11 protein-coding genes and 3 pseudogenes are annotated in these 19,604 nt (G+C 47.5%); 7 read left to right on the forward strand and 7 right to left on the reverse strand.

Going from position 1 to position 19,604, the window contains the following annotated elements; all coding sequences use genetic code 11:
- Positions 1–271 precede the first annotated feature (271 nt).
- Complete coding sequence (locus tag ACE1CM_RS30085) at positions 272–3,394, reverse strand: EF-hand domain-containing protein (protein WP_374882528.1); 3,123 nt, start codon at positions 3,392–3,394, stop codon at positions 272–274.
- A 193-nt stretch (positions 3,395–3,587) separates the two neighbouring features.
- Here ACE1CM_RS30085 and ACE1CM_RS30090 point away from each other — a divergent pair.
- Positions 3,588–3,692 (forward strand): annotated as a pseudogene (locus ACE1CM_RS30090) (transposase); the annotation flags it as partial.
- Between the two features lie 444 nt (positions 3,693–4,136).
- Here the strand turns inward: ACE1CM_RS30090 and ACE1CM_RS30095 are convergent.
- From ACE1CM_RS30095 to ACE1CM_RS30105, 3 genes and pseudogenes are all read right to left on the reverse strand, one after another.
- A pseudogene (locus ACE1CM_RS30095) lies at positions 4,137–4,334 on the reverse strand (transposase); the annotation flags it as partial.
- Between the two features lie 105 nt (positions 4,335–4,439).
- A complete protein-coding gene (locus ACE1CM_RS30100) occupies positions 4,440–4,838 on the reverse strand; it encodes a hypothetical protein (RefSeq protein ID WP_374882530.1) in 399 nt (132 codons plus the stop codon).
- A 99-nt stretch (positions 4,839–4,937) separates the two neighbouring features.
- Positions 4,938–6,014 (reverse strand): hypothetical protein, encoded by a 1,077-nt coding sequence (locus ACE1CM_RS30105; RefSeq protein WP_374882531.1) that lies wholly within the window; start codon positions 6,012–6,014, stop codon positions 4,938–4,940.
- Between the two features lie 362 nt (positions 6,015–6,376).
- On the opposite strand from ACE1CM_RS30105, the gene ACE1CM_RS30110 reads away from it, so the two are divergent.
- The 3 genes from ACE1CM_RS30110 to ACE1CM_RS30120 all read left to right on the forward strand — a co-directional run bounded on the left by ACE1CM_RS30110 (position 6,377) and on the right by ACE1CM_RS30120 (position 12,268).
- Positions 6,377–7,282, forward strand: coding sequence for a tetratricopeptide repeat protein (locus ACE1CM_RS30110; RefSeq protein WP_374882532.1), 906 nt, complete (start codon positions 6,377–6,379; stop codon positions 7,280–7,282).
- Positions 7,283–7,492: 210 nt separating this feature from the next.
- Entirely contained in the window at positions 7,493–8,431 is a 939-nt protein-coding gene (locus tag ACE1CM_RS30115) for a tetratricopeptide repeat protein (RefSeq protein ID WP_374882533.1), read from the forward strand.
- Positions 8,432–9,403: 972 nt separating this feature from the next.
- Complete coding sequence (locus ACE1CM_RS30120; RefSeq protein ID WP_374882534.1) at positions 9,404–12,268, forward strand: Calx-beta domain-containing protein; 2,865 nt, start codon at positions 9,404–9,406, stop codon at positions 12,266–12,268.
- A gap of 286 nt (positions 12,269–12,554) precedes the next feature.
- On the opposite strand, the gene ACE1CM_RS30125 is transcribed toward ACE1CM_RS30120, so the two are convergent.
- Complete coding sequence (locus ACE1CM_RS30125; protein WP_226586087.1) at positions 12,555–13,169, reverse strand: TMEM165/GDT1 family protein; 615 nt, start codon at positions 13,167–13,169, stop codon at positions 12,555–12,557.
- A gap of 492 nt (positions 13,170–13,661) precedes the next feature.
- Positions 13,662–14,693: a glycosyltransferase gene (locus ACE1CM_RS30130; RefSeq protein WP_374882535.1), complete on the reverse strand. Its 1,032-nt coding sequence runs from the start codon at positions 14,691–14,693 to the stop codon at positions 13,662–13,664.
- 169 nt (positions 14,694–14,862) lie between these two features.
- Between ACE1CM_RS30130 and ACE1CM_RS30135 the strand changes: the two genes are divergently transcribed.
- The gene (locus ACE1CM_RS30135) at positions 14,863–15,873 is read left to right on the forward strand and encodes a glycosyltransferase family 2 protein (RefSeq protein ID WP_374882536.1); all 1,011 of its coding nucleotides are present in this window, start codon (positions 14,863–14,865) and stop codon (positions 15,871–15,873) included.
- A 306-nt stretch (positions 15,874–16,179) separates the two neighbouring features.
- On the opposite strand, the gene ACE1CM_RS30140 is transcribed toward ACE1CM_RS30135, so the two are convergent.
- Positions 16,180–16,431: a hypothetical protein gene (locus ACE1CM_RS30140; protein WP_374882537.1), complete on the reverse strand. Its 252-nt coding sequence runs from the start codon at positions 16,429–16,431 to the stop codon at positions 16,180–16,182.
- Positions 16,432–17,058: 627 nt separating this feature from the next.
- Here ACE1CM_RS30140 and ACE1CM_RS30145 point away from each other — a divergent pair.
- A complete protein-coding gene (locus tag ACE1CM_RS30145) occupies positions 17,059–19,266 on the forward strand; it encodes an NACHT domain-containing protein (RefSeq protein ID WP_374882538.1) in 2,208 nt (735 codons plus the stop codon).
- Positions 19,267–19,406: 140 nt separating this feature from the next.
- Positions 19,407–19,604: pseudogene (locus ACE1CM_RS30150) on the forward strand (Uma2 family endonuclease); the annotation flags it as partial.

The raw sequence follows: 19,604 nt of genomic DNA on the forward strand, positions 1-19,604 counted from the left end.
TCCGAAAAATCGTTGGTTTGTCAACTCGAGATATGCCTTTGGTATGAGTTTGCGCTAACGCGCACGCACTCGGGAAAGCGAACGATGAAGAAACATAGTTTCTGGCAACGCCCTTGCGTAAGTCCTGAGAATTTTACCAGAAACAATCGGTTTAGAGCCTCCCCCTTTAAAGGGGAAAGGAAAAATTAATTTCCCAGAGTTACAATCCTCTTCTCTTTAGTCAGAGATAACTGTCAACTGTCAACTGTCAACTGTCAACTGTTGAATGTACTTAAGTCGTCGGATTAAAGTCAATCCAAACCCTTACCATGTGCCTTTTAGGCTGATTGGATCTGTCTTCATATGCACTCCGGTTATGCAAGCAGATATGATTATTGGTGTAAATAATTTCTCCTGGGCGTAACTTCCGTTCAACCCGGTAAATTGTTGGGTCGTTATTTATTACGTCATCCAGACCATTCATGGCAATTTTCAACAGGGGTGAAAGAGGAACCTCTGCTTTCTTGTGACCACTTTCAATCCAGTAACGCATATAGCGACAGGAAAATTCATTTGTGTAGGGTTCTCGACTGAAGATGGGAAAGCGATTCTTTCTGAGGCGATGCTTTTGTAAATTCAGTGCAGAACTACGCCGGAGTTGCTCCCAAGTGTTCCCAGAATCTTTACCAAAACCTTTCTCGATCAAGTCGCGAATAATTGGTTTTTCCAACTCGGCAAAAATTGACTGGGGTAAAATTTGCTTCAGGCGGTAATAAACATTGAGAGCATTGGTATTTTGTAACACTCCTCCTGCTGCACCATCTTGTAAGCAGAGCAAGCCAACAATATCTGGGTTAAAATCCTTATCATTGCTGTCTGTGTGCCAACCAGATGCTTCCCTAGTTACGGAAAATAGTACATTATCGTCAGCAACATTTAAGTTGCGATCGCGCACATCAAAGAGACGACCCCGCCGTTCGGAAATAATGCCAATTTCAGCACTCATCATATAATAAAGCAGTTTGGCTGTTGCCTCTCGCTCTTCATAGCTATCACCAAACTCCTCTAGGGGTAATCCTTGAATCAAGACAAAGCCAGTTGTATCGTAGCAGCAGTCGCGCATTTTATGAGCAAAGGCTTGTAAGTTAGGTAGTTCACCAGCATCACCTATTTGGTAATTTTCCCATGTAATATGATTGGCTTGGAGATGTCTGTGTGCTTGATAAAATTCCTCCAGGACTTCTGAAGGGAATTGAAAGCAGTAATCCTCCTCGCTGAAAATGCGCGACCAAATAATGTCTTTGATAATGGCTTTTTCTTTTTTACCCAACCGTTTTGGTTGCTGGAATGCCTGTTTCTCAATGCTAAACGCTACATGCAGGGGGAGATCATATAAACTGCCAAAGAATGCTCTATCTAGCTGCATATGCTCGTCAGTAACTCTTAACTCTTGCATTGTCGGCAAAGTTTCAAAACCACTCTTCCTTAAAGCATCAAAGTAATCCTGCATGGTTTTGTGTCGCAGTTGCACCTGTAGCTGGGTGCCATCTCGACGTGCTATTTTTCCTGGTAGTAGGCGATCGCGAGCTGAGAAGTAACCGCGGGAATTATCCTCAACCCCAGCTAATCCTTGGACATCGAAGTGGAAACTGGTTTGGGGATTACTCCAAAAAGCAAAGCTAGGGTGGGGAACTGAAAAAATAAATCGTCCTCCTGGTTTTAGTAACTGTTGCACTTGGGTCATACATTGCAACATTTCATGGAGGGTAAGGTAGTTAAACAGGAATACAGCTACAATTACATCGAAGCACCCTTCCTGGTCAGTCAAAAGATTGCCGTTTCGCAGTAATTCTAAAACATTGGTTGAATTTCCTGTTAGGTAAGTAATACCAAGGGGTTCGCGCTGTTCCTCAGCTTGCGCTGCGGCGATGGAGTTAGCTGAGATATCCACTCCAATCACCTTGCTAGCACCTCGACGCATCAACTCCCGCGCGCAGTATCCCTCACCGCAACCTAAATCGAGGATGACAGCATCTTTGACTGGTTCGCACAATTCAAAAATTGCCGGACGAGCTGTAAAATCAGATAAACAAGAGGGTTCTTTACGCACCCACTTTTGACTGCTTGTTTCGTACAACTGAGCTGGGGAGATAAATTGGTTATTTTTCTCTGGCATTTTTAAAGCACGTTCCAGCAAAGCATCCCAGAATGAATTACGAGCTGCCAGTGCCATTTCCATGCCTTGGGAGAGTTGCTCTTTTCTTTCATTTGTGCTGGCTAAATCTGCCGCGATCGCTTTCAAGGCATGAGAATGTTCCTCATCCATTTGGGTATGGAGTGTAAAAAATACATACTCACGGGGAGCAAGGGGTGTATAGCGTTTAATAGCTTCGAGAATATAACTATACATTTGCTTAACTCCCAATTCTGCCCCTAATCCAATAGCAGCGATCGCACTAGCAACATCTTTCGAGCAAATTTCCTGCATTCGCTCACGAAATTGCAGTGCTTCAGGACAAACTTGTTGTAAATCTGTTTCAGTTACTCCCAATCCATTCTGAAACCGCTTAAAAAGTACAGTATGGGGAACATTTTCAACCCACTCTAAATCGATACCTAAATCTGCCAACTGTCGTACATGCCGCTTGTCTAAATCACCGTTTTCTTCTTGATAATTATCAATCATTAATTGCTTATGTTCTAGATTTTCTATTTGATTAATTACGAGATTAAGATAATTTTTAAACTTGTTACTATATTGACAATACTGCACAGCATAGTCTTTTATGGCACCCACTATATCCGGTAGATTTCCCTCTGCTAATCGTTGGAGATAGGGATGATTAAAAGCTTGATGGGAATATGCCTTTTGCTGTAGTTGCTCTACAAAATTCCACGATGCTTCTGGAATTTCATGCACGAATTTAAACCCGTCCAAGTTAGATGAAATCGCCACAGCAGATGATGCCATTTCAGCACTCTTCGCCATAATGACTTTAACAAACTCGTCGTAATCTAACTTACCATTACCATCACTATCAGCAATCCGAAACATTTCCATAATTTCTTGATCTGATAAAGTTGTATTCAGAATCGACATGGCTTCGCTGCTCATTTCTTGAACATCGATATAGCCATCGCCATTTTTATCAAATTTCTGAAACACTTGCATCAAGTCTCGTTCTGGACTTTGATTGTCTTGAGAAACAATGCCGCTCGAACAAAATTCCTCAAAATCGATTTCTCCATCACGATTTATATCAATTTCGGCGATAATCTCTTGTAGCTGGGTTTGTGTAACATTTTGTCCGATTGCTTGTATAACCTGCTTGAGTTCTTTGATACTAATTGTTCCATTCCCATCTCTATCAAATATTTCAAAGGTCTTTTTTAGCTTGAGAATTCGCTGGTTCATAAATCTCTCCATTTTGCGGGAAATTTTTGACAATTATTATACCACATTCCGCACCCAAGGACTGTCACATCGAGTAAAACAGTAGAGAGCGATTGCTAGCTCGTGCTTGCTGATTATAAATACTTAACAACCTGACGTTTGACCAAAAAAGGGAACGGGGAAGAGCGAATAGGGAATAGTGCGGTAGTTGGCGGAGATAGTCGGATATTTTGAATGTAGAACAACAAACGGGATAGTGGAAGGAATTAATAACAAACTCAAAGTTTTAAAACCTTGTGGATTTGGATTTAGAAATTTTATTACAGCGGCAGGCAGCCGCGTGAGGTACAGCGTTATCGCTTTGAATGCAATAGCGGCAGCAAAAATGGCAGCCGCTATTGCATTCAAAGGTGTACCATCACCGAGTGCAATCCGCTATAACTTTGAAACAAGAGCTTTGCTATGTTCCCACTTACCAAATGTTTTTTGCTAATTTAGCATACTAACTAAGCAATACCCGGTAGAAGAGGCTTGAGAATTAACCATTCGGCATCGCTTAAATCACTTGGGTAGGGTTTGCGGTGTGGATTCTCAATTGCAGGTAGATGGCTGCTCGACTACAACATAAATTACATTCGATTTAGCCTATAACCTGAACAAAGCCCGATTCAGTTTTCTTTATATTCTCTTTACGAATCAGCTTTTAAGATTGATGGAAATGGCTAAACTATAGCGTTACGCGCTGGTGTATTTACAGATATTGTCAAGCAGCATCCGCTGCAAGATGAACATTAAAATTATACTTCAATAGCTCTTTTCTAATAGCTGTCTTGATTTTATGCCACCAACGAGCAATTGGGTTTAAGTCGGGAGAATAGCTGGGTAAGAAAAGTAATTCGCACCCAGATTCTTCAATTAGTTATTTGATTTTATTGTGGTTGTGAAATGGAGCATTATCCATGTTAGCGTCAGCACAGGAAGGGTTTATTTATTCCTTAGGTAGGCTTGAGATATATCTCGTAAAACCCGCCCCTACTATACACAACCTTTGCTAGCGGACATGATATTACTGATTCCGAATTCGTTCTTCGATGTCTTGCAGCGTTTGCAATACCAATCGTTTCGCCTGTAATTTCCACCCCCACTGTTGAATTTTGATGGCTAGAAATCCGCCGCCTAAAGTAGCAATAAAGTCTAGGGGTTGATTTAAGGAAATTCCAAACAGTAAACCTAGTCCGGCAATGCCCCAAAAGGGAAGCGAAACAGTCTGACGCTGCTGTTCGACTAACTGACTTAACCAATCTTTTGGCATTTCTGCTAACAACGCTTCTTTGACCTTTTTTTGTTCGGCTGCGCTGACCGATAAACCAATTTTTTGTCTGAGTTTTTCAATTTTGCGGGCATCGGTGCTGTACTGGGTTAGTTCATCCTCTGCCATCAATATCAAACGTTCGTACTGCCCCACTAAATTACCCTCAAATAATCGAAGATTTGCCAGGGCGAAGCATTTGGGAGATCAATTATTGGTTTTCACCGAATGCTTCGCCCCTCTTAGAGGATGGTACTACTTTTTAGCTTCGCCGCTGCCCGGTTGCTGGCGTTTGACGGGACGAGGGATGGGCTTTTCTGTCGTCGTCGGCGTCGTCGGCGGCGTCGCTTTAGTGGTTGGACGAGGCGAGAAGCGTCCCTTTCCTTGTCCTTGTCCTTGTCCTTGTCCTTGTCCTGGTCCGGGTTTCCTGGGCCATCGACCGCCACCTGCTCCCGGTTTTTTTGGCCGCGGCTTGGACGGTTTTTGGGGCCGTATTAGTCCGATGTCAAGAGCCTGCTGTATCACTAAAGCTTCCGCTTGTCGCTTCACTTGGAAGTCCCAGAAGTGACCCACAGCTTTCTTGTCCAGAACACCTTTGAGCGTCAGCTTGAAATATTTGGCCTCTTCTTGATCGGATTTGGGTGTTTGCCTGATCTTGACAACAATCTGTTCGTTGTCCTGAGCTTGAAAAATCACCTCACCGCGAATGGAAAAATAACCATCTTCAATTTTGGCATCCTCAGAAACCTCAACGGTTGGTTCTGGGGTTGTTTCGTCAGCAGGCTGTGCAGTTTTGTTCAGGTTTTCTGGCTCCCAAACCCCAACAATTTGCATGTGCAAATTATTGTCTAGTTGTCGCGTCCGGGGATAGACCACCCACAGGTGTTCGGTTGCCAAATCCAAGTGATTCTTCACCAAACTCATAACGCGACCGAGTAACACGGCATCGATCGCTTGTCCATCGCTGACAATTAGGTTACCGCGCGTGAATTGTTCGTCACTGGGGGCGTATTGTCCCCGGACTAAACCAATGGCTCGATACTGCATTGGTTCCGAGGGAGCAGGAATTGGGCCATGGCGCTGTTTTTCTTCTAAGCTGGGCGATGTGGTTTCAGTTGCAGGTTCGGGGGTAGGTTCGGGGGTAGGTTCGGGGGCAGGTTCGGGGGCAGGTTTGGGGGTAGGTTCGGGGGCGCTAGCTGCGGGGGCTTTTGCATTTGGCGGCTCCTTGGGCCGACGAACGACGGGTTCGGGGGTTTGAGCTTTGTTAGCTTCAGAAGACTGAGGGATTTTATTGGGAGGGGGACTCATAAACACTCCTTGCAGCGGAGACACATTTTTTTTGCTTGTGGGAGAAACTGGCAGGTTTTAGGCGCGGCTTAAAAATGCCCGGTTATCGAGCCGGGATATTTTTGCGATCGCCCATACCAGTCACCAAGCCTTGCCCTGTATCTACTACTCTATTCGCTTTGGAGTTGATAGGGGATTTGCTCAAACGGCGGCTGGTCGCTTCAGCAAAAAGCCCCTATTGCCAAAGGTTACTCCTGTTAGTGATAGCAGACTGATGGCTATATCAGCCAGCCTCTTGTCATTTATGCAGCTAGATCCGGCTCTTATCCGTAAAGTTTTGTCGGTTTTCACGTCTTGGGTGCGGTGCAAAGGTAGCCGATAATAGGATCGGCGTTCAATGTAATCCCGTGTCTGAAAAGCTGCGTCGCTGGTTAATTGCTGGGGTAATGGTTTTAGGCATCATCCCCTTTGTGTGGACTTCGATTGTGCCTCTTTTGGGTAGTTTCGAGACGGGGCAAACTTCTGCCCAGGAAACGGCAACACCGACACCAACCTCTACAACTCAACCCGTGCAAGTGTCCCCGGAGGCTAGGCAAGAAGAACTCAAACAAAGGCTCTTAGGTCAAGTGCGGGGTTACGAAGCCATTTTGCAGACCGAACCAGAAAATCAGACGGCTTTGCTGGCACTGTTCGAGACGCGCAAAGAACTGGTGCAGTTAGGTGCGGCGGATATTAAGCAGACGATTGAACCTTTAGAAACACTGATCCGGCTCAATCCGAACGATATCGTGTTGCAGTTAGAGTTGGGCAGCATTTACGCCCAACAGCAGCGCTTCGATCAGGCGATCGCTATCTACGATAATGCGACCAAACTCGACCCGCAAGACTATCGACCCCTTTTAGCTAAAGGTATCGTGCTGCAATTGCAAGGCAAAAAGGAAGAAGCTAAGCCTTTATTTAACCGCGCCACCGAAATCGCCCCAGCAGCTTTCAAACAGCAAGTTCAGGCTCAAATCCAGCAAATCGAAATCCTCACCTCCGCACCCCAGGGTTCTCCCGCCCCAGGACAACCCGTTGCACCCGCTCCCGCTGCTCCTAACAGCGACCCCCAAACCCAACCCGTTGCACCCGCTCCCGCTACTTTGCCCAAGAGCGACGCCCAAACCCAACCCGTTGCACCAGCTGCTGCGCCCAAGAGCGACCCCCAAACCCAACCCGTTGCACCCGCTCCCGCAACAACTCCTGAAAATAACTTGACAAATCCGAATAATGGTGATAAAATAAACCAGCCAGAAGCAACGCAGAGTCCATAAGAGCGTGCAGGTGGGCAGGTGTGCAGAGGGGCAAAAGGGGCAAAAGGGGCTCCAAAGGAATTTGAATGTACATTCTCCCCATCTCCCCATCTCCCCATCTCCCCATCTCCCCATCTCCCCTGCTCACCCGCACACCTGCTCGCCATCTCACCTGCTCGGTTTTCGCCATTAGCATTCATAATGAATGTCGTGAGAGTTCAAAGTAGTCCTGTGTCCCGAAAACGCGATCGCAAAAGGTTTGGCGCAGCTAAGCAACGCCGGAGAATTACTACAGGGTTGATCCTCGTCTGCATCGCCGTTGGTGGATTTTTCCTGGGGAGGTCAACCTTATCTCCCCTGTTTGGTAGTATCTTCAAGCAACAGCAACCCGCCGGACAGAATGCAGCAACGCCTGTGGTAGACTCAACCACCGCAGCTAAGCAAACCGAACTGGAAACCCAGGCTAAAGGTTTCCTTGCGGTTTTGCAACGCCAACCAGAAGATCGAACCGCACTGACAGAACTGGTAAATACTAGGGTAGAACTGGCTCGCATCGGTGCGGGTAGCCTTCGGGATACGATAGAACCGCTGGAAAAACTGGCTCAGCTCAATCCTGAGGACAATCGCTACTCGATTCTGTTAGCCCAAACTAAGCAGCATACTGGAGATTTGGAGGGTGCAGCAACGGTTTATCGTTCAATGTTAGAGGCTAAACCGGGCAATATGGAGGCGATGGAAGGACTCGTAACCTTGCTGATGGCACAAAAACGCCCGGAAGCTGCAATTGGTTTGTTGCAAGATACCCTGGATACTGCCCCCAAGCTGAATAAAATTCAGCCAAAGACGGTGGATGAAACTTCTGTAAAATTGCTGTTGGCTAGCGTTTACGCCGATCAGCAGCGCTATAAAGAAGCGATCGCTATCTACGACGATACAATCAAAACTAATAAAGATGATTTTCGCCCGCTGTGGGGTAAGGCCGCTGTGCTGCAATTGCAGGACAAAACCGACGAAGCAAAGTCTTTGTTTAATGCTGCTACTGAGTTAGCGCCTGCTAAGTATAAAGATCAAATTAAGGCGAGAATTAAACAGCTAGAAGCGGAAACGCCACCACCGGATAATTCTGCTAAGGAATCTTCACCGGATGATGGCGAATCTGCTTCTCCGTGACATGCTCGAGGCGCTGACACCTGCGTGTACAGCGCTGGCTTCCTAACCTCGCGATTAGGCATTCCTAGTTACTTCCATTTCTGGTTTTTCGCCAGTTATCTAGAGCTGCCCCATGACGAAGCTGCCCGACAGATCGACTGCATAGGCGTTTTGCTTCCCCAGGGTCCAAAGGTACTCGCTGTTTATTTATATTGCCCGACAAGTAAACAAGTTAGTTGATCGCCGGGCATAGTGATAATTTCCCATATCTTATAGCGGATTGCAAGCTCGTCTAGGGAAAGCGTTATCGCGCTCGTTTGTCAAGCGCGCAGCAAAAATGGCAGCGCGCTTGACAAACTCAGGTGTACCTCTTTGGGCTGCAATCCGCTGTAATAATTATTGACGCTAATTTCACCCATCTTAATAATTATTGACGCTCAGTTAACCGAATATCCATCCGGCTTGATAGCTTTTGCTATATCTGGAAAAATAGCGGGAAATGTTCCGGATGAAATTTGATTCGGATGAAAGTAGGGGTAGACATCTCGATTATCAAGTCCGATCCTGAATCATTTTGTTGTGATACCGAATCCAGTTTGACAACCCCCTTGCTCGTGCATAAGAAGTTTAAAGGCAGATGCAACGAATAAAAGAGGTATACGAGGTGGATTTGGTATAAAAGCAACACCAGAGGACTTGTATCAGGTGCAATTCTGATCTGGGATGCAGCGAAGCTGGGAAATTGACTGTAAAACTTAGGGCTTAAGCAAAATTTGGCTGTTTCCACTACCTGTAGGGGTAGGGTGGGCATTGCTCACCCTAAATTACCTGTAAGGGTAAAGTGGGCATTGCTCACCCTACATATAGAGATTCTGCGGAAGTCCTGAAACTGACGAAATTTGTCGTGGAGTGATTGATCGCTATAAGGAAAGCCAAACCACAGGTTTTCAATCACTTTTAATCCTCAATTACTAATCCTCAAAAGGAGAAGCTATGGCTACTTCCCTGTTTGGTTTTTTGGGTCAAACCAATAATTACAGCAGCGTCAATGACCTAATAACAAAATGGCCTACGGCTGCCCAGAACCAAGGCATTAAACTGTTTGGGATAGCTTTTGATGGCGTAGAAACTGACTACCTTAACCCTACAGTCATCAGCAACCTCACCTTAGCAACGAACCAAAACCCTAAAAGCTGGTTGAGTTACGGCAGTAGCGCTGGTATTGGTGTCCCATCTTCTTATGATGGTTGGTTCACCGATCCAACTAAAGTGCGGGCGGAAATCAACCATAATCCCAATACCAATCAGTCCCAGGTGCTGAAGCTCAAATGGGCAGATAACCAAGACATCAGTAGCGCAACGATTGACCTAAGTGCATTGAGTCCCAAAACAAGTCCGGGACTGGGCGATCAAGGCAATGAAGTTGGTTTCCTACAAATCTTCAATAATGGGGTTTTGGTACCGACCAGCAATTTTACTATCACTCGCGTCAACGCTCCGAGCGCTGCAAAACCCATCACCTTGTCTTCAGATGGAGTGACTTTCATTGGCGATCGCACCGATGGCAGTTTCAAATTCACAATAGAAGCAAACCCCCTCAGTGGCATTACTTTTGACGAACTGCGGTTCTCTGCCAAACCCTACGATAGCCCCACCGCTGCCTACCTCGCCCAACCCTTCAAAGTAGATGGTTCCGACTACCTGCTGCGGAACATTGAATATCAAGGGACTGAAGATCCGATTAGCCTTCAGTTTAGTAACCCGACCTTCAGCGTTAACGAAAATGGTACGCCGATTGCCGCCGTGACAGTCACTCGCATTGGCAGCAGCGTCGGCACCGCCTCAGCTACCGTTAACCTCAGTAATGGAACTGCTATTGCCTCTGGTGACTACATCGGTACTCCCATCGGTGTCAATTTTGCCAATGGGGACACCGCAGCTAAGACCATCACCATTCCCATTATCGATGACACTTTGGTTGAGGGTAACGAAACAGTTAACTTAAGCTTGACCAACCCCACCGGCACCAGCCATGTCACCTTGGGAACGCAAAGCAGCGCCACTTTGACCATTGTGGACAATGACACTCTCCCTGCTGGCACCCTGCAATTTAGTTCCCCCACCTTTAGCGTCAACGAAGATGGGACACCGATTGCAGCCGTAACGGTTACGCGCACGGGTGGCAGCGTTGGTGCTGTGTCAGCCACGGTGAACTTGAGCGATGGTACTGCTACAGCCCTCACTGACTATAACAATGCTCCCATCGCGGTCAATTTTGCCAATGGGGACACCGCACCCAAAACTGTCACCATTCCCATCGTTAACGACTTCCTGATCGAGGGTAACGAAACTGTCAACTTAAGTTTGGGCAGCCCTACAGGGGGTGCAACGATTGGGACGCAGAATGCTGCCACTTTGACCATTGTGGACGATGATCTTGCTGGTTCAAAACCACTCGTTTCCGTTAATTCTCTTCTTGACCCAATCGCTGGCGAACCTTTTAATCCGGAAGGGGAGGGTCTATTTCAGTTCACTCGCACCGGGGGCGATCTCAGCCAGCCACTCACCATCCGTTACACCGTCACGGGTACAGCTACTCCTGACGTGGACTACGCAGCATTGCTCGGTACGGTCACTATCGCTGCTGGTGAATTTGCTTCCGATCCTGTCGCAGTGACTACCTTGCCCGATGTCCTGAATGAACCAACTGAATCGGTGATTGTGAAGGTGGCTGAAGATCCGGCTTACCAGGTGAACCGGGTGGGTTCAGCCGACACCGCCTCGGTGAGCATCTTGGACGACAATCCATTGACGGTGACTGGTCCTAGTCCCGTCCTCCTGTATAACTCCAGTGGAGTTTTCATCAATGGTTTCTCCAACATCACAGATGCTGTTGCAGTCGCTATCCCTAACGACATCATCGTTGCACAACCAGGGACGTATAATGAACCGGGCCCTATTCTGATCAACCAGCCGTTAACCCTGCGCGGGCCGAATGCGGGTCTTAGCCCCAGTGGTACGCGACTTCCGGAAGCGGTTGTTCGGACTACTCTGGGTCAGCCAGTTTTCCGGATCAACAGTGATGATGTCACAATTGAGGGATTTACGATTCAGATGAATCGCGGCAACGCTATCCAACAGTTAGGCGCAGGTACTGATGTCGTCATTCGTCAAAATACTTTTACCGGCACTGGACCTAATTCTGGCAGCGTCATCTCCTTGAATTCTGGTACAACTGGATTCGGATCGGCGCAGGTCATAGATAACTTAATCAACAGCGTGACTACGAGTGTTGGCAGTAACACCAGCGGCATCCAGGCATCTCAGTTCGATACTGTCAGGATTACAGACAATCAGATCGCTAACTTAACCGGAGCAGGTGTTGTTGCTGATGCAATTACTAACGTTGCCAGTGCGATCAACAACAAAGTCACCAATGTCAGGCAAGATGGGATTCGCTTGCAAGGTGGCAATGGCGAGATTGACAACAACGATATCACCAACGCTAATACCAGCGGTGCCCTGACCAGGGGTGGTATCCGGCTACAAAATTCCAGCTTGTTTGGTGGTCCGACGCTGGGAACAGTGGATGTGCTGAGCAATGTTATCACCAACTCTGTCAACGGGGTGGCGATCGCTAGCGGAATAGGCGCCCCTAACGTCAGGATTAATTACAATGACTTAGTTGGCAACTCCCGTGCTGGTTTGTTAAACGACCGTACTGTACCAGTCGATGCCACCGAGAACTGGTGGGATTCAGCCACAGGGCCAGTCGTCGGCGGCACTGGCCCGAATCGCATTGCTGGGGTGGGTGCTAGCTTGGTCACCGCCAACCCATTTGCTACTTCGGTCTTATAACTAACTCAAGTTGCTAGTTATAAGTTGTGACATTGGTAATTGGTAATTGGATTCTTGACTCAGTCTACTCTTGACAATTACCCATTACCTATTAGCCCAAGTTGCTAGTGATAAAACCGATCCCCCCAAACCCCAGAGAAAAAAAGCGATCCCCCTCACATCCCCCTTTTGAAGGGAAGAGGGGGATGCTAAGGGGGGCCCAAGAGAGCTGAACCGAGATAGATCAATCCGCCTCGGCTTTATGGGATAGCGATGCAACCGGACATGATATAACTAGCAACTTGCGTTATTTACCAATTGCGGCGACGAGGGCGAAAATTAAAAACAGCAATCCTCCTAATGCCGTCATCGTTCTTTCTGAGATGCGTTGGGCAATTAGGCGTCCGCAGATGACTGCGATCGCAGCGCAAATACCATGTCCTAAAATTGCCCCCGTGGTCACTCCAATCGGATTATTCCCAGCGGCGAGGGTGATGGTGGCAAATTGCGTCCGATCGCCCCATTCTGCCATAAAGGTCATGAGAAATGTTTGCACTAATACCGCCAGCGGGGTGATTTTCCGCCCCAGTTTCGCCTCAGCTTGATCAACTGTTGCTAGTGCTTCTTTTGCTTCATGACACCCGGAATCAGCAGGCATAAGGCTTGCGTCGTACAATAACTTCAAGCCAAAGCCAATAAACAAAGCTATTTCGGCGTAATTGATATAGTGCTGAGGTAGCAACGATGCGGCTTTTCCGACTAAAACAGATAGAATTGTCATCGCTGCCAATGCTGCGATCGCGCCTGTAAATACCAATCGCCGCGAGTGGCGCATCGATAAAACAACGGCAATAAAAAAGGTTTTATCGCCTAATTCTGAAACTGTAATCAGTAATAAACCGGCGGTAAAAGCTGTTAACACTTTCTCAAACTCCTCAGAATTTTCTCGTGAACTTCTTATCTGAGTGAAGCTTGATGAAAGCGGCAAAACTTCACCAAGCTCACATCAGATTGATGTCAAACATCAATGTGAACTTAGTGAAGGTCTCGCTTCCAAGTGTTTAAGGTTTAAAACTTGTCACCTGAACCAGGCTCATTGCCAGCATGTTGATTCAGATGGGCTAGTTAAATTTTTAAGTTAAATTTTTAACTAGCAGCTACTCCCCTTCTTTTATAGGTAATTATACATCTATCTTGTGCTGGATGACAAGACTTTAAGACCGTTTATTTTTATCATTATTTATTCATTTTTTGGGTTGGACTGATGAGGATTTGAAGAGGACGCGGTGACGCTCCTGACGCGGTGACACGGGGAAGGAAGAAGATGCCCCGATGCGGAGAGTTGTGTAGAAACATTCTCCGCGTCAGGAGCGTCTCCCCTTCTTTGCGTCCTCCGAAGCGTCTCCCCAACTCCTCACGACACGCTCGCTGTAGGTTTAGTTGCGGGTGCTTGAGGAGCTTTGTACTCAATAATTTGATGCTGTTTAGTAATCAGGCTGACACGGAGGTACTGGACAACACCGAGTACCTGGGGAAATGCTGACATGGCACAAGATACACCCCAAGCAAAACCGTCAGCCCAAGAAAATCCTCGTTTTTTTGTCTTGTAAGCCACCTTGAGAGCCGTCAGGGGATAGCGAGCGAAGATAATTAACGAGAGTCCACCAGTCGGAAGCATCAGGATCAATGCGACCAAGGGCATAATAAACCCCCACAGCCAAGTTTGCCGAATATCCTTGACAAATTTGCGCTCAGGAGGCGCTCCGTGCAGCTGGGAAACCTGGGCAAATGCATAGCCGCAGCGTTTGGCTCGTTGCCACCACTGCCACAGTCGGTCCATGTCAACCTCGTGCAGAACGCTGTCTCGGTCAAGGCGTAGCAGTTTACCCCCAGCTTGACGCAAGCGTACGCCCAATTCGTCATCCTCGGCGGCGATGACGCTGGGGTTAAAGCCGCCGACTGCTGCCAGTGCGTCGGCGCGAATCATCACGTTACCGCCAAAGTTGGATATCTCTCCGACTGGCCCCATATGCCACTCAATGTTACAGATCCGAGTGTAGATATTGCGTTCTGGGTGACGCTCGCATGTCCACCCGCACACAGCGACTACGTCGGGTTTAGCCTCGAGTGTTTCGGCACCAGCTATCAGCCACCCCTCAATCACCTCGCAGTCTCCATCGATAAACTGAACGTACTCTACTGTCGGATGCAACTGGCGCAGGCGCTCAAAGCCAGCATTGCGCGCTCTAGCAGCAGTGAAAGGGATCGACATGTCTAGCTCAACAACTTCTACACCAATCGAGCGTGCAAAAGCGCAGCTAGAATCAGTGGAACCGGAGTCTACGTATACGACTGGTCGCGATTCACCTACAACCGAGTTGAGGCTGCGGACTAAGCGCGAGCCTTCGTTTCGTCCGATAACGACGACTCCGATTTTGTTGGACAAGCTGATCATCTAAATTTGCCTCAGTTTGATTGTCCTTATGATAGAAGATTCAGAAAATAAGGGGAGGGGTTGAGGCGATCGCGAACGCGAGTGCGTGCCTTTGGCATATCGCTAACTAACGATCGACCAAACCGAGGAATATACTACTCTACAGGAGGATAATTATATCATGTCCCACGAAATTGAGCCAAATACATCTTTAACGCTACTAATTGTGGTTCTGAACTACCGAACGCCCAATCTAACTATCGACTGTTTGCGCTCTCTAGTAGATGAGGTGCAATGGCGACCAGGTATCCGCGTTGTAGTTTCTGATAATGCTTCTGGGGACGGATCGGTCGAGCAGATTGACAGGGCGATTAAAACCGAAGGTTGGCATGAGTGGGTATCGCTGATGCCGTTGGAACGCAATGGTGGATTTGCTTTCGGCAATAATGCACCCGTCCGCAAGGCACTGGGGTCAACTAATCCCCCCCGTTATATTTTGTTACTCAACCCAGACACAATTGTTCATCCTGGGGCTATCGGTGCGCTGGTAGAATTTATGGACTCTCATCCCAGGGTGGGAATTGCGGGTAGTCGCTTGGAAAACCCAGATGGTACGCCGCAAAGGTCGGCTTTTCGCTTTCATACAGTGTTAAGTGAATTGGACGGTGGCTTGCGTTTGGGTATCGTCTCGAAGCTATTAGAAAAATGGGTGGTTGCGCCACCTGTTCCCGAAGCATCAACGCAGACTGATTGGGTATCTGGAGCTAGCATAATTGTCCGTCGGGAAGTGTTTGAGCAGGTGGGTTTGTTGGATGAAGAATATTTTATGTATTATGAGGAAACAGATTTTTGTTGGCGAGCTTTAACAGCGGGTTGGAGTTGCTGGTATGTGCCTCAAAGTCGCATTATCCATTTTGTTGGACAAAGTTCGGGGGTACACGCTCCGAATATTGCACCTAAGCGTTTGCCGCAATATTGGTTTGATTCCAGGCGCAGGTATTTTCTGAAAAACTATGGTTGGTTGAGCGCATTTCTTGCCGATACAGCCTGGATTTTGGGATATCTTTTATGGCTTTTGCGTCGGGTTGTGCAAGGTAAACCGGATAACGATCCGCCGTATTTATTACAAGATTTTCTGCGTAATAGTGTATTTCGAGGAAATGGATTAACCTCTAATTTCCTCAAGGGTTAGCACGCGAGCGCTCTAATTCCAAGATTGCTAGCAATCCCTGGAGCGAAAAATGCGACATCAAAGCGGTTACCCTGGTCTTTAGACACAGGGTTTTCCCCTGCTGTTCTATAAATTTACGAGGGCGGGCAAGATGCCCACCTCACAAGAACAAGAAAGCGCAGGTGCGTTTGATGTAGGGGCACGGCAGGCGAAATATTGTGGCAGAGAGAGATAACTTAAAGCTGCCGTGCCCCTACACAATGGCGGGGCTTTCGGGGCACGGCATTCAAAATATTGTGGCAGAAATAGATAACTTAAAGATGTTCCCTACTTCGGTTTCTCAGCGTCCTTGTCTTCCTCCGCCTGCAAAAGTTCAGCCGCCAGGGTTCCCAAAAGTCCAACAATGCCGCCAATTCCTGTTTGCCAGCTGGCGATGCTGTTTTCCAAGATTCGCACCTGATACTCGGATAGGATGGGTTGAGATGACAGCCAAACCGATGTACCGCCAGAAAGCATGGTCAGGAACAGGACGGTGGAGAAGACTAGCAGGAAGGCGGGAGACAGGTTAACTTTGTGCATACTGGTTTTCTTTTGGTTAAGGGATGTAGGGGCACGGCAAGCAAAATATTTTGGCAGATAGAGATAACTTAAAGGTGCCGTGCCCCTACTGTTCCAGCATCTTTAATAATTCCCGCAACGTGGTCAGAATAAGGTGTTGGGGTTATGTAAGAGTTATGTTTGCCTCTCGCACCCGCCAGCATCGCGCGCCAGTATCGCGCGCCAGCATTGCGCGCCAACATCACCCGCCAGGGATTAAAATCCAAGGGCTTTTAGCTGAAGTCGGTTAAAACCGACTGATTGCGATCGCGACTGACCCACGACGAGAACAGAAACTAAGGTGATGGGTCAATCTCTGGTTCCCACACCGACGATTTTTCATAGACGAGAACAGAAACTAAGGTGATGGGTCAATCTCTGGTTCCCAAACCGACGATTTTTCATAGACGAGAAAAGAAACTAAGGTGATGGGTCAATCTCTGGTTCCCACACCGACGATTTTTCATATCACCTTAGTTTCTTTGCGTAAGTTCTCACAATGTTTTCCGTCCGTTTTAACCGACGTTCGCTATTAGAGGGCGATTTTAATCCCTGGCGGGTCAAGGCTACTAATGCAAGATGGAAATTAGGTACAAGCGGCAGTAGGTAATGGCAAGGTCAGAAAGGTCACTTCGGGTATCGCAAACGGGACGAGAACAGGCTAAAGCAGCGTTTGAACGCAAAGGTTGGACACAGGACTACCTGGCAGGGTGCGTTCGCTGTACCCGGCAAGTTGTCGGTCAATTCTTTGGCGGAAAAGCTGTTGAAAAGCGTTTATTCCTAGCCATTTGCACGGAATTGGGGTTGGAGTGGGGCGATATTGCAGAATTGGAACCAGTAGGGCAACCACAACCTTCTAGTATCGATGATTTGGTGCAGACAGTACGAGAAACCATCCGCGACAAGATTCAGAAGCAGTGCGGCACGATGCGGGTGCTAGATATGACTGCGCCTATCGGGTTAAATCACATCTACACCCACGTCAATATCCTGGAAAAAATTACCGGACGCAGGCGCAAAGAGATTCCTGAATTACTGCAAGAGTGTGATTTTGATAACTTTGACCGCTTTGGACTAAGCGGAATTACTGAAAAACGAGTGCCAGGGCCAGATGCTGTTAAGAAATATCCCAAACTGATGATTTTGGGTAAACCGGGAGCTGGCAAGACAACGTTTCTCAAGCATCTGGCAATCGAGTGTATTGGCGGGATGTTTCAGGCAGAGCGAATTCCTCTATTTATTACGCTCAAGGACTTTGCGGAAATGCCGAAACAGCCTGATTTATTGGACTATTTGATTCAGCTATTTAGTAGCTATGGCTTTGCATCAAATGATACTTCTGTAGAGCAGTTACTCAAACAAGGTAACTTGCTGATTCTTCTCGATGGTTTAGATGAAGTGCGGGAATCTGATAGTAGTCGAGTTTTGCAGCAAATCCATCACTTTGCCAAGCAGTTTGACGGGAACCAATTTGTAATCACTTGTCGCATTGCCGCACGGGAATATACTTTTGAGCAGTTTACTGAAGTTGAAATTGCTGACTTTGACGCTCAACAAATTGCCTACTTTGCTAATCGGTGGTTTTCAGGGAAAGACGATCGGGTTAAAGCAGAGCGATTTATCCAGAAACTAAAAAAAGACAAGCCAATCCGAGAACTGGCAACGAACCCGCTTTTGTTGACCTTGTTGTGCTTGGTGTTTGAAGAATCCGGCAGCTTTCCGTCGAATCGCTCCGAGCTTTATAAAGAAGGGTTGGATGTGCTGCTCAAAAAGTGGGACGCGAAGCGAAATATTGAGCGGGACCAGGTATATAAAAAGCTATCTCTGAAAAGAAAGGAAGACTTACTCAGCCAAATTGCCCTGGATACCTTTGAACGGGGCGATTACTTTTTCAAACAAAAAGAAGTCGAACGATATATCACCGATTACATCCGCAACTTGCCCGATGCCAACACTGACACAGAGGCATTGCAGTTGGACAGCGAAGCGGTGCTGAAATCAATTGAAGCGCAGCATGGATTGTTGGTAGAACGGGCAAGATGTATCTATTCTTTCTCGCACCTAAGTTTTCACGAGTATTTCACGGCTAGAAAAATTGTCGAAAGTCCAAACCCCCAAGCTTTGGAACAAGCACTGCAAAGTTTAGTCGGTCACATCACTGAAAAGCGCTGGCGAGAAGTTTTTTTGCTAACGGTGGGGATGTTGCCCAGTGCAGACTATCTGTTGCAGTTAATGAAACACCAGATTGATAGTCTCTTGGCAGGTGATGAAAAATTGCAGCAGTTCCTTGTCTGGGTTGAGGAAAAGTCTCGTTCTGTAGAAGCAGCGGATAAACCCGCTGCTGTTCGAGCTTTTTACTTCACCCTCGACCGCACCCTCGACCGCGCCCTCGACCGCGCCCTCGACCGTGCCCTCGTCCGCGCCCTCGACCGCGCCCTCATCCGCGCCCTCGACCGCGCCCTTGACCCCGTCCTCGACCGCGCCCTCGACCGCGCCCTCCACCTCGCCCTCGACCCTGAATTGCAGCGACAGCTGAAACAGCTCAAACACCAGCTACCGGATACAAGAGACTGGGAAAATTGCCAGCGGTGGTGGCAGGCAAATGGTCAAGTCTGGACTGAGGAACTGAGATCCGTAATGATTCAACACCGCAACATCGGTCACGACTGGCAGTTCAGCGACTCTCAGAAAAAACTGCAAAAGCAATACCAGGGCGCAAATAAGTTGCTGGTTGACTGCCTCAACAGCGATTGTTATGTCAGCCGGGAAGTGCGACAGTCGATTGAGGATACTTTGCTGTTGCCGTGGCGGGGTTGAAGGCGCTTTTGGGGCAAGGCATCCTAGATCCTGTTGCTAATCCAACCATTTTGTTGATGCCGTGCCCCTACCATCGATCGCATCTCGTCCCATCCCCAACAGCTACGATTAAAATCATCCCCTCAAAGCCACAAACGGCAATGGTACAACAACTCCCCGTCCAAACAGCAAAAGAAATCATCTACCCCGACAGCGATGGACAACCAATGTCAGACAATACAAAACAATTTCGCTGGATTGTCACGATTAAAGAGAATCTAGAAATCTTGTTTGCCAACGTGGATAATGTCTTTGTCGCAGGTGATTTGCTCTGGTATCCCGTTGAAGGAAATAACAAA

Origin of the sequence: Microseira sp. BLCC-F43 (assembly GCF_041929235.1) — a bacterium.
Taxonomy (GTDB): Bacteria; Cyanobacteriota; Cyanobacteriia; order Cyanobacteriales; family Aerosakkonemataceae; genus Microseira.

Coding starts and splice junctions, on each gene's coding strand:
- ACE1CM_RS30135 (WP_374882536.1), top strand. CDS start 14,863: ATGTCCCACGAAATTGAGCCAAATACATCTTTAACGCTACTAATTGTG.
- ACE1CM_RS30085 (WP_374882528.1), bottom strand. CDS start 3,394: ATGAACCAGCGAATTCTCAAGCTAAAAAAGACCTTTGAAATATTTGAT.
- ACE1CM_RS30120 (WP_374882534.1), top strand. CDS start 9,404: ATGGCTACTTCCCTGTTTGGTTTTTTGGGTCAAACCAATAATTACAGC.
- ACE1CM_RS30140 (WP_374882537.1), bottom strand. CDS start 16,431: ATGCACAAAGTTAACCTGTCTCCCGCCTTCCTGCTAGTCTTCTCCACC.
- ACE1CM_RS30145 (WP_374882538.1), top strand. CDS start 17,059: ATGGCAAGGTCAGAAAGGTCACTTCGGGTATCGCAAACGGGACGAGAA.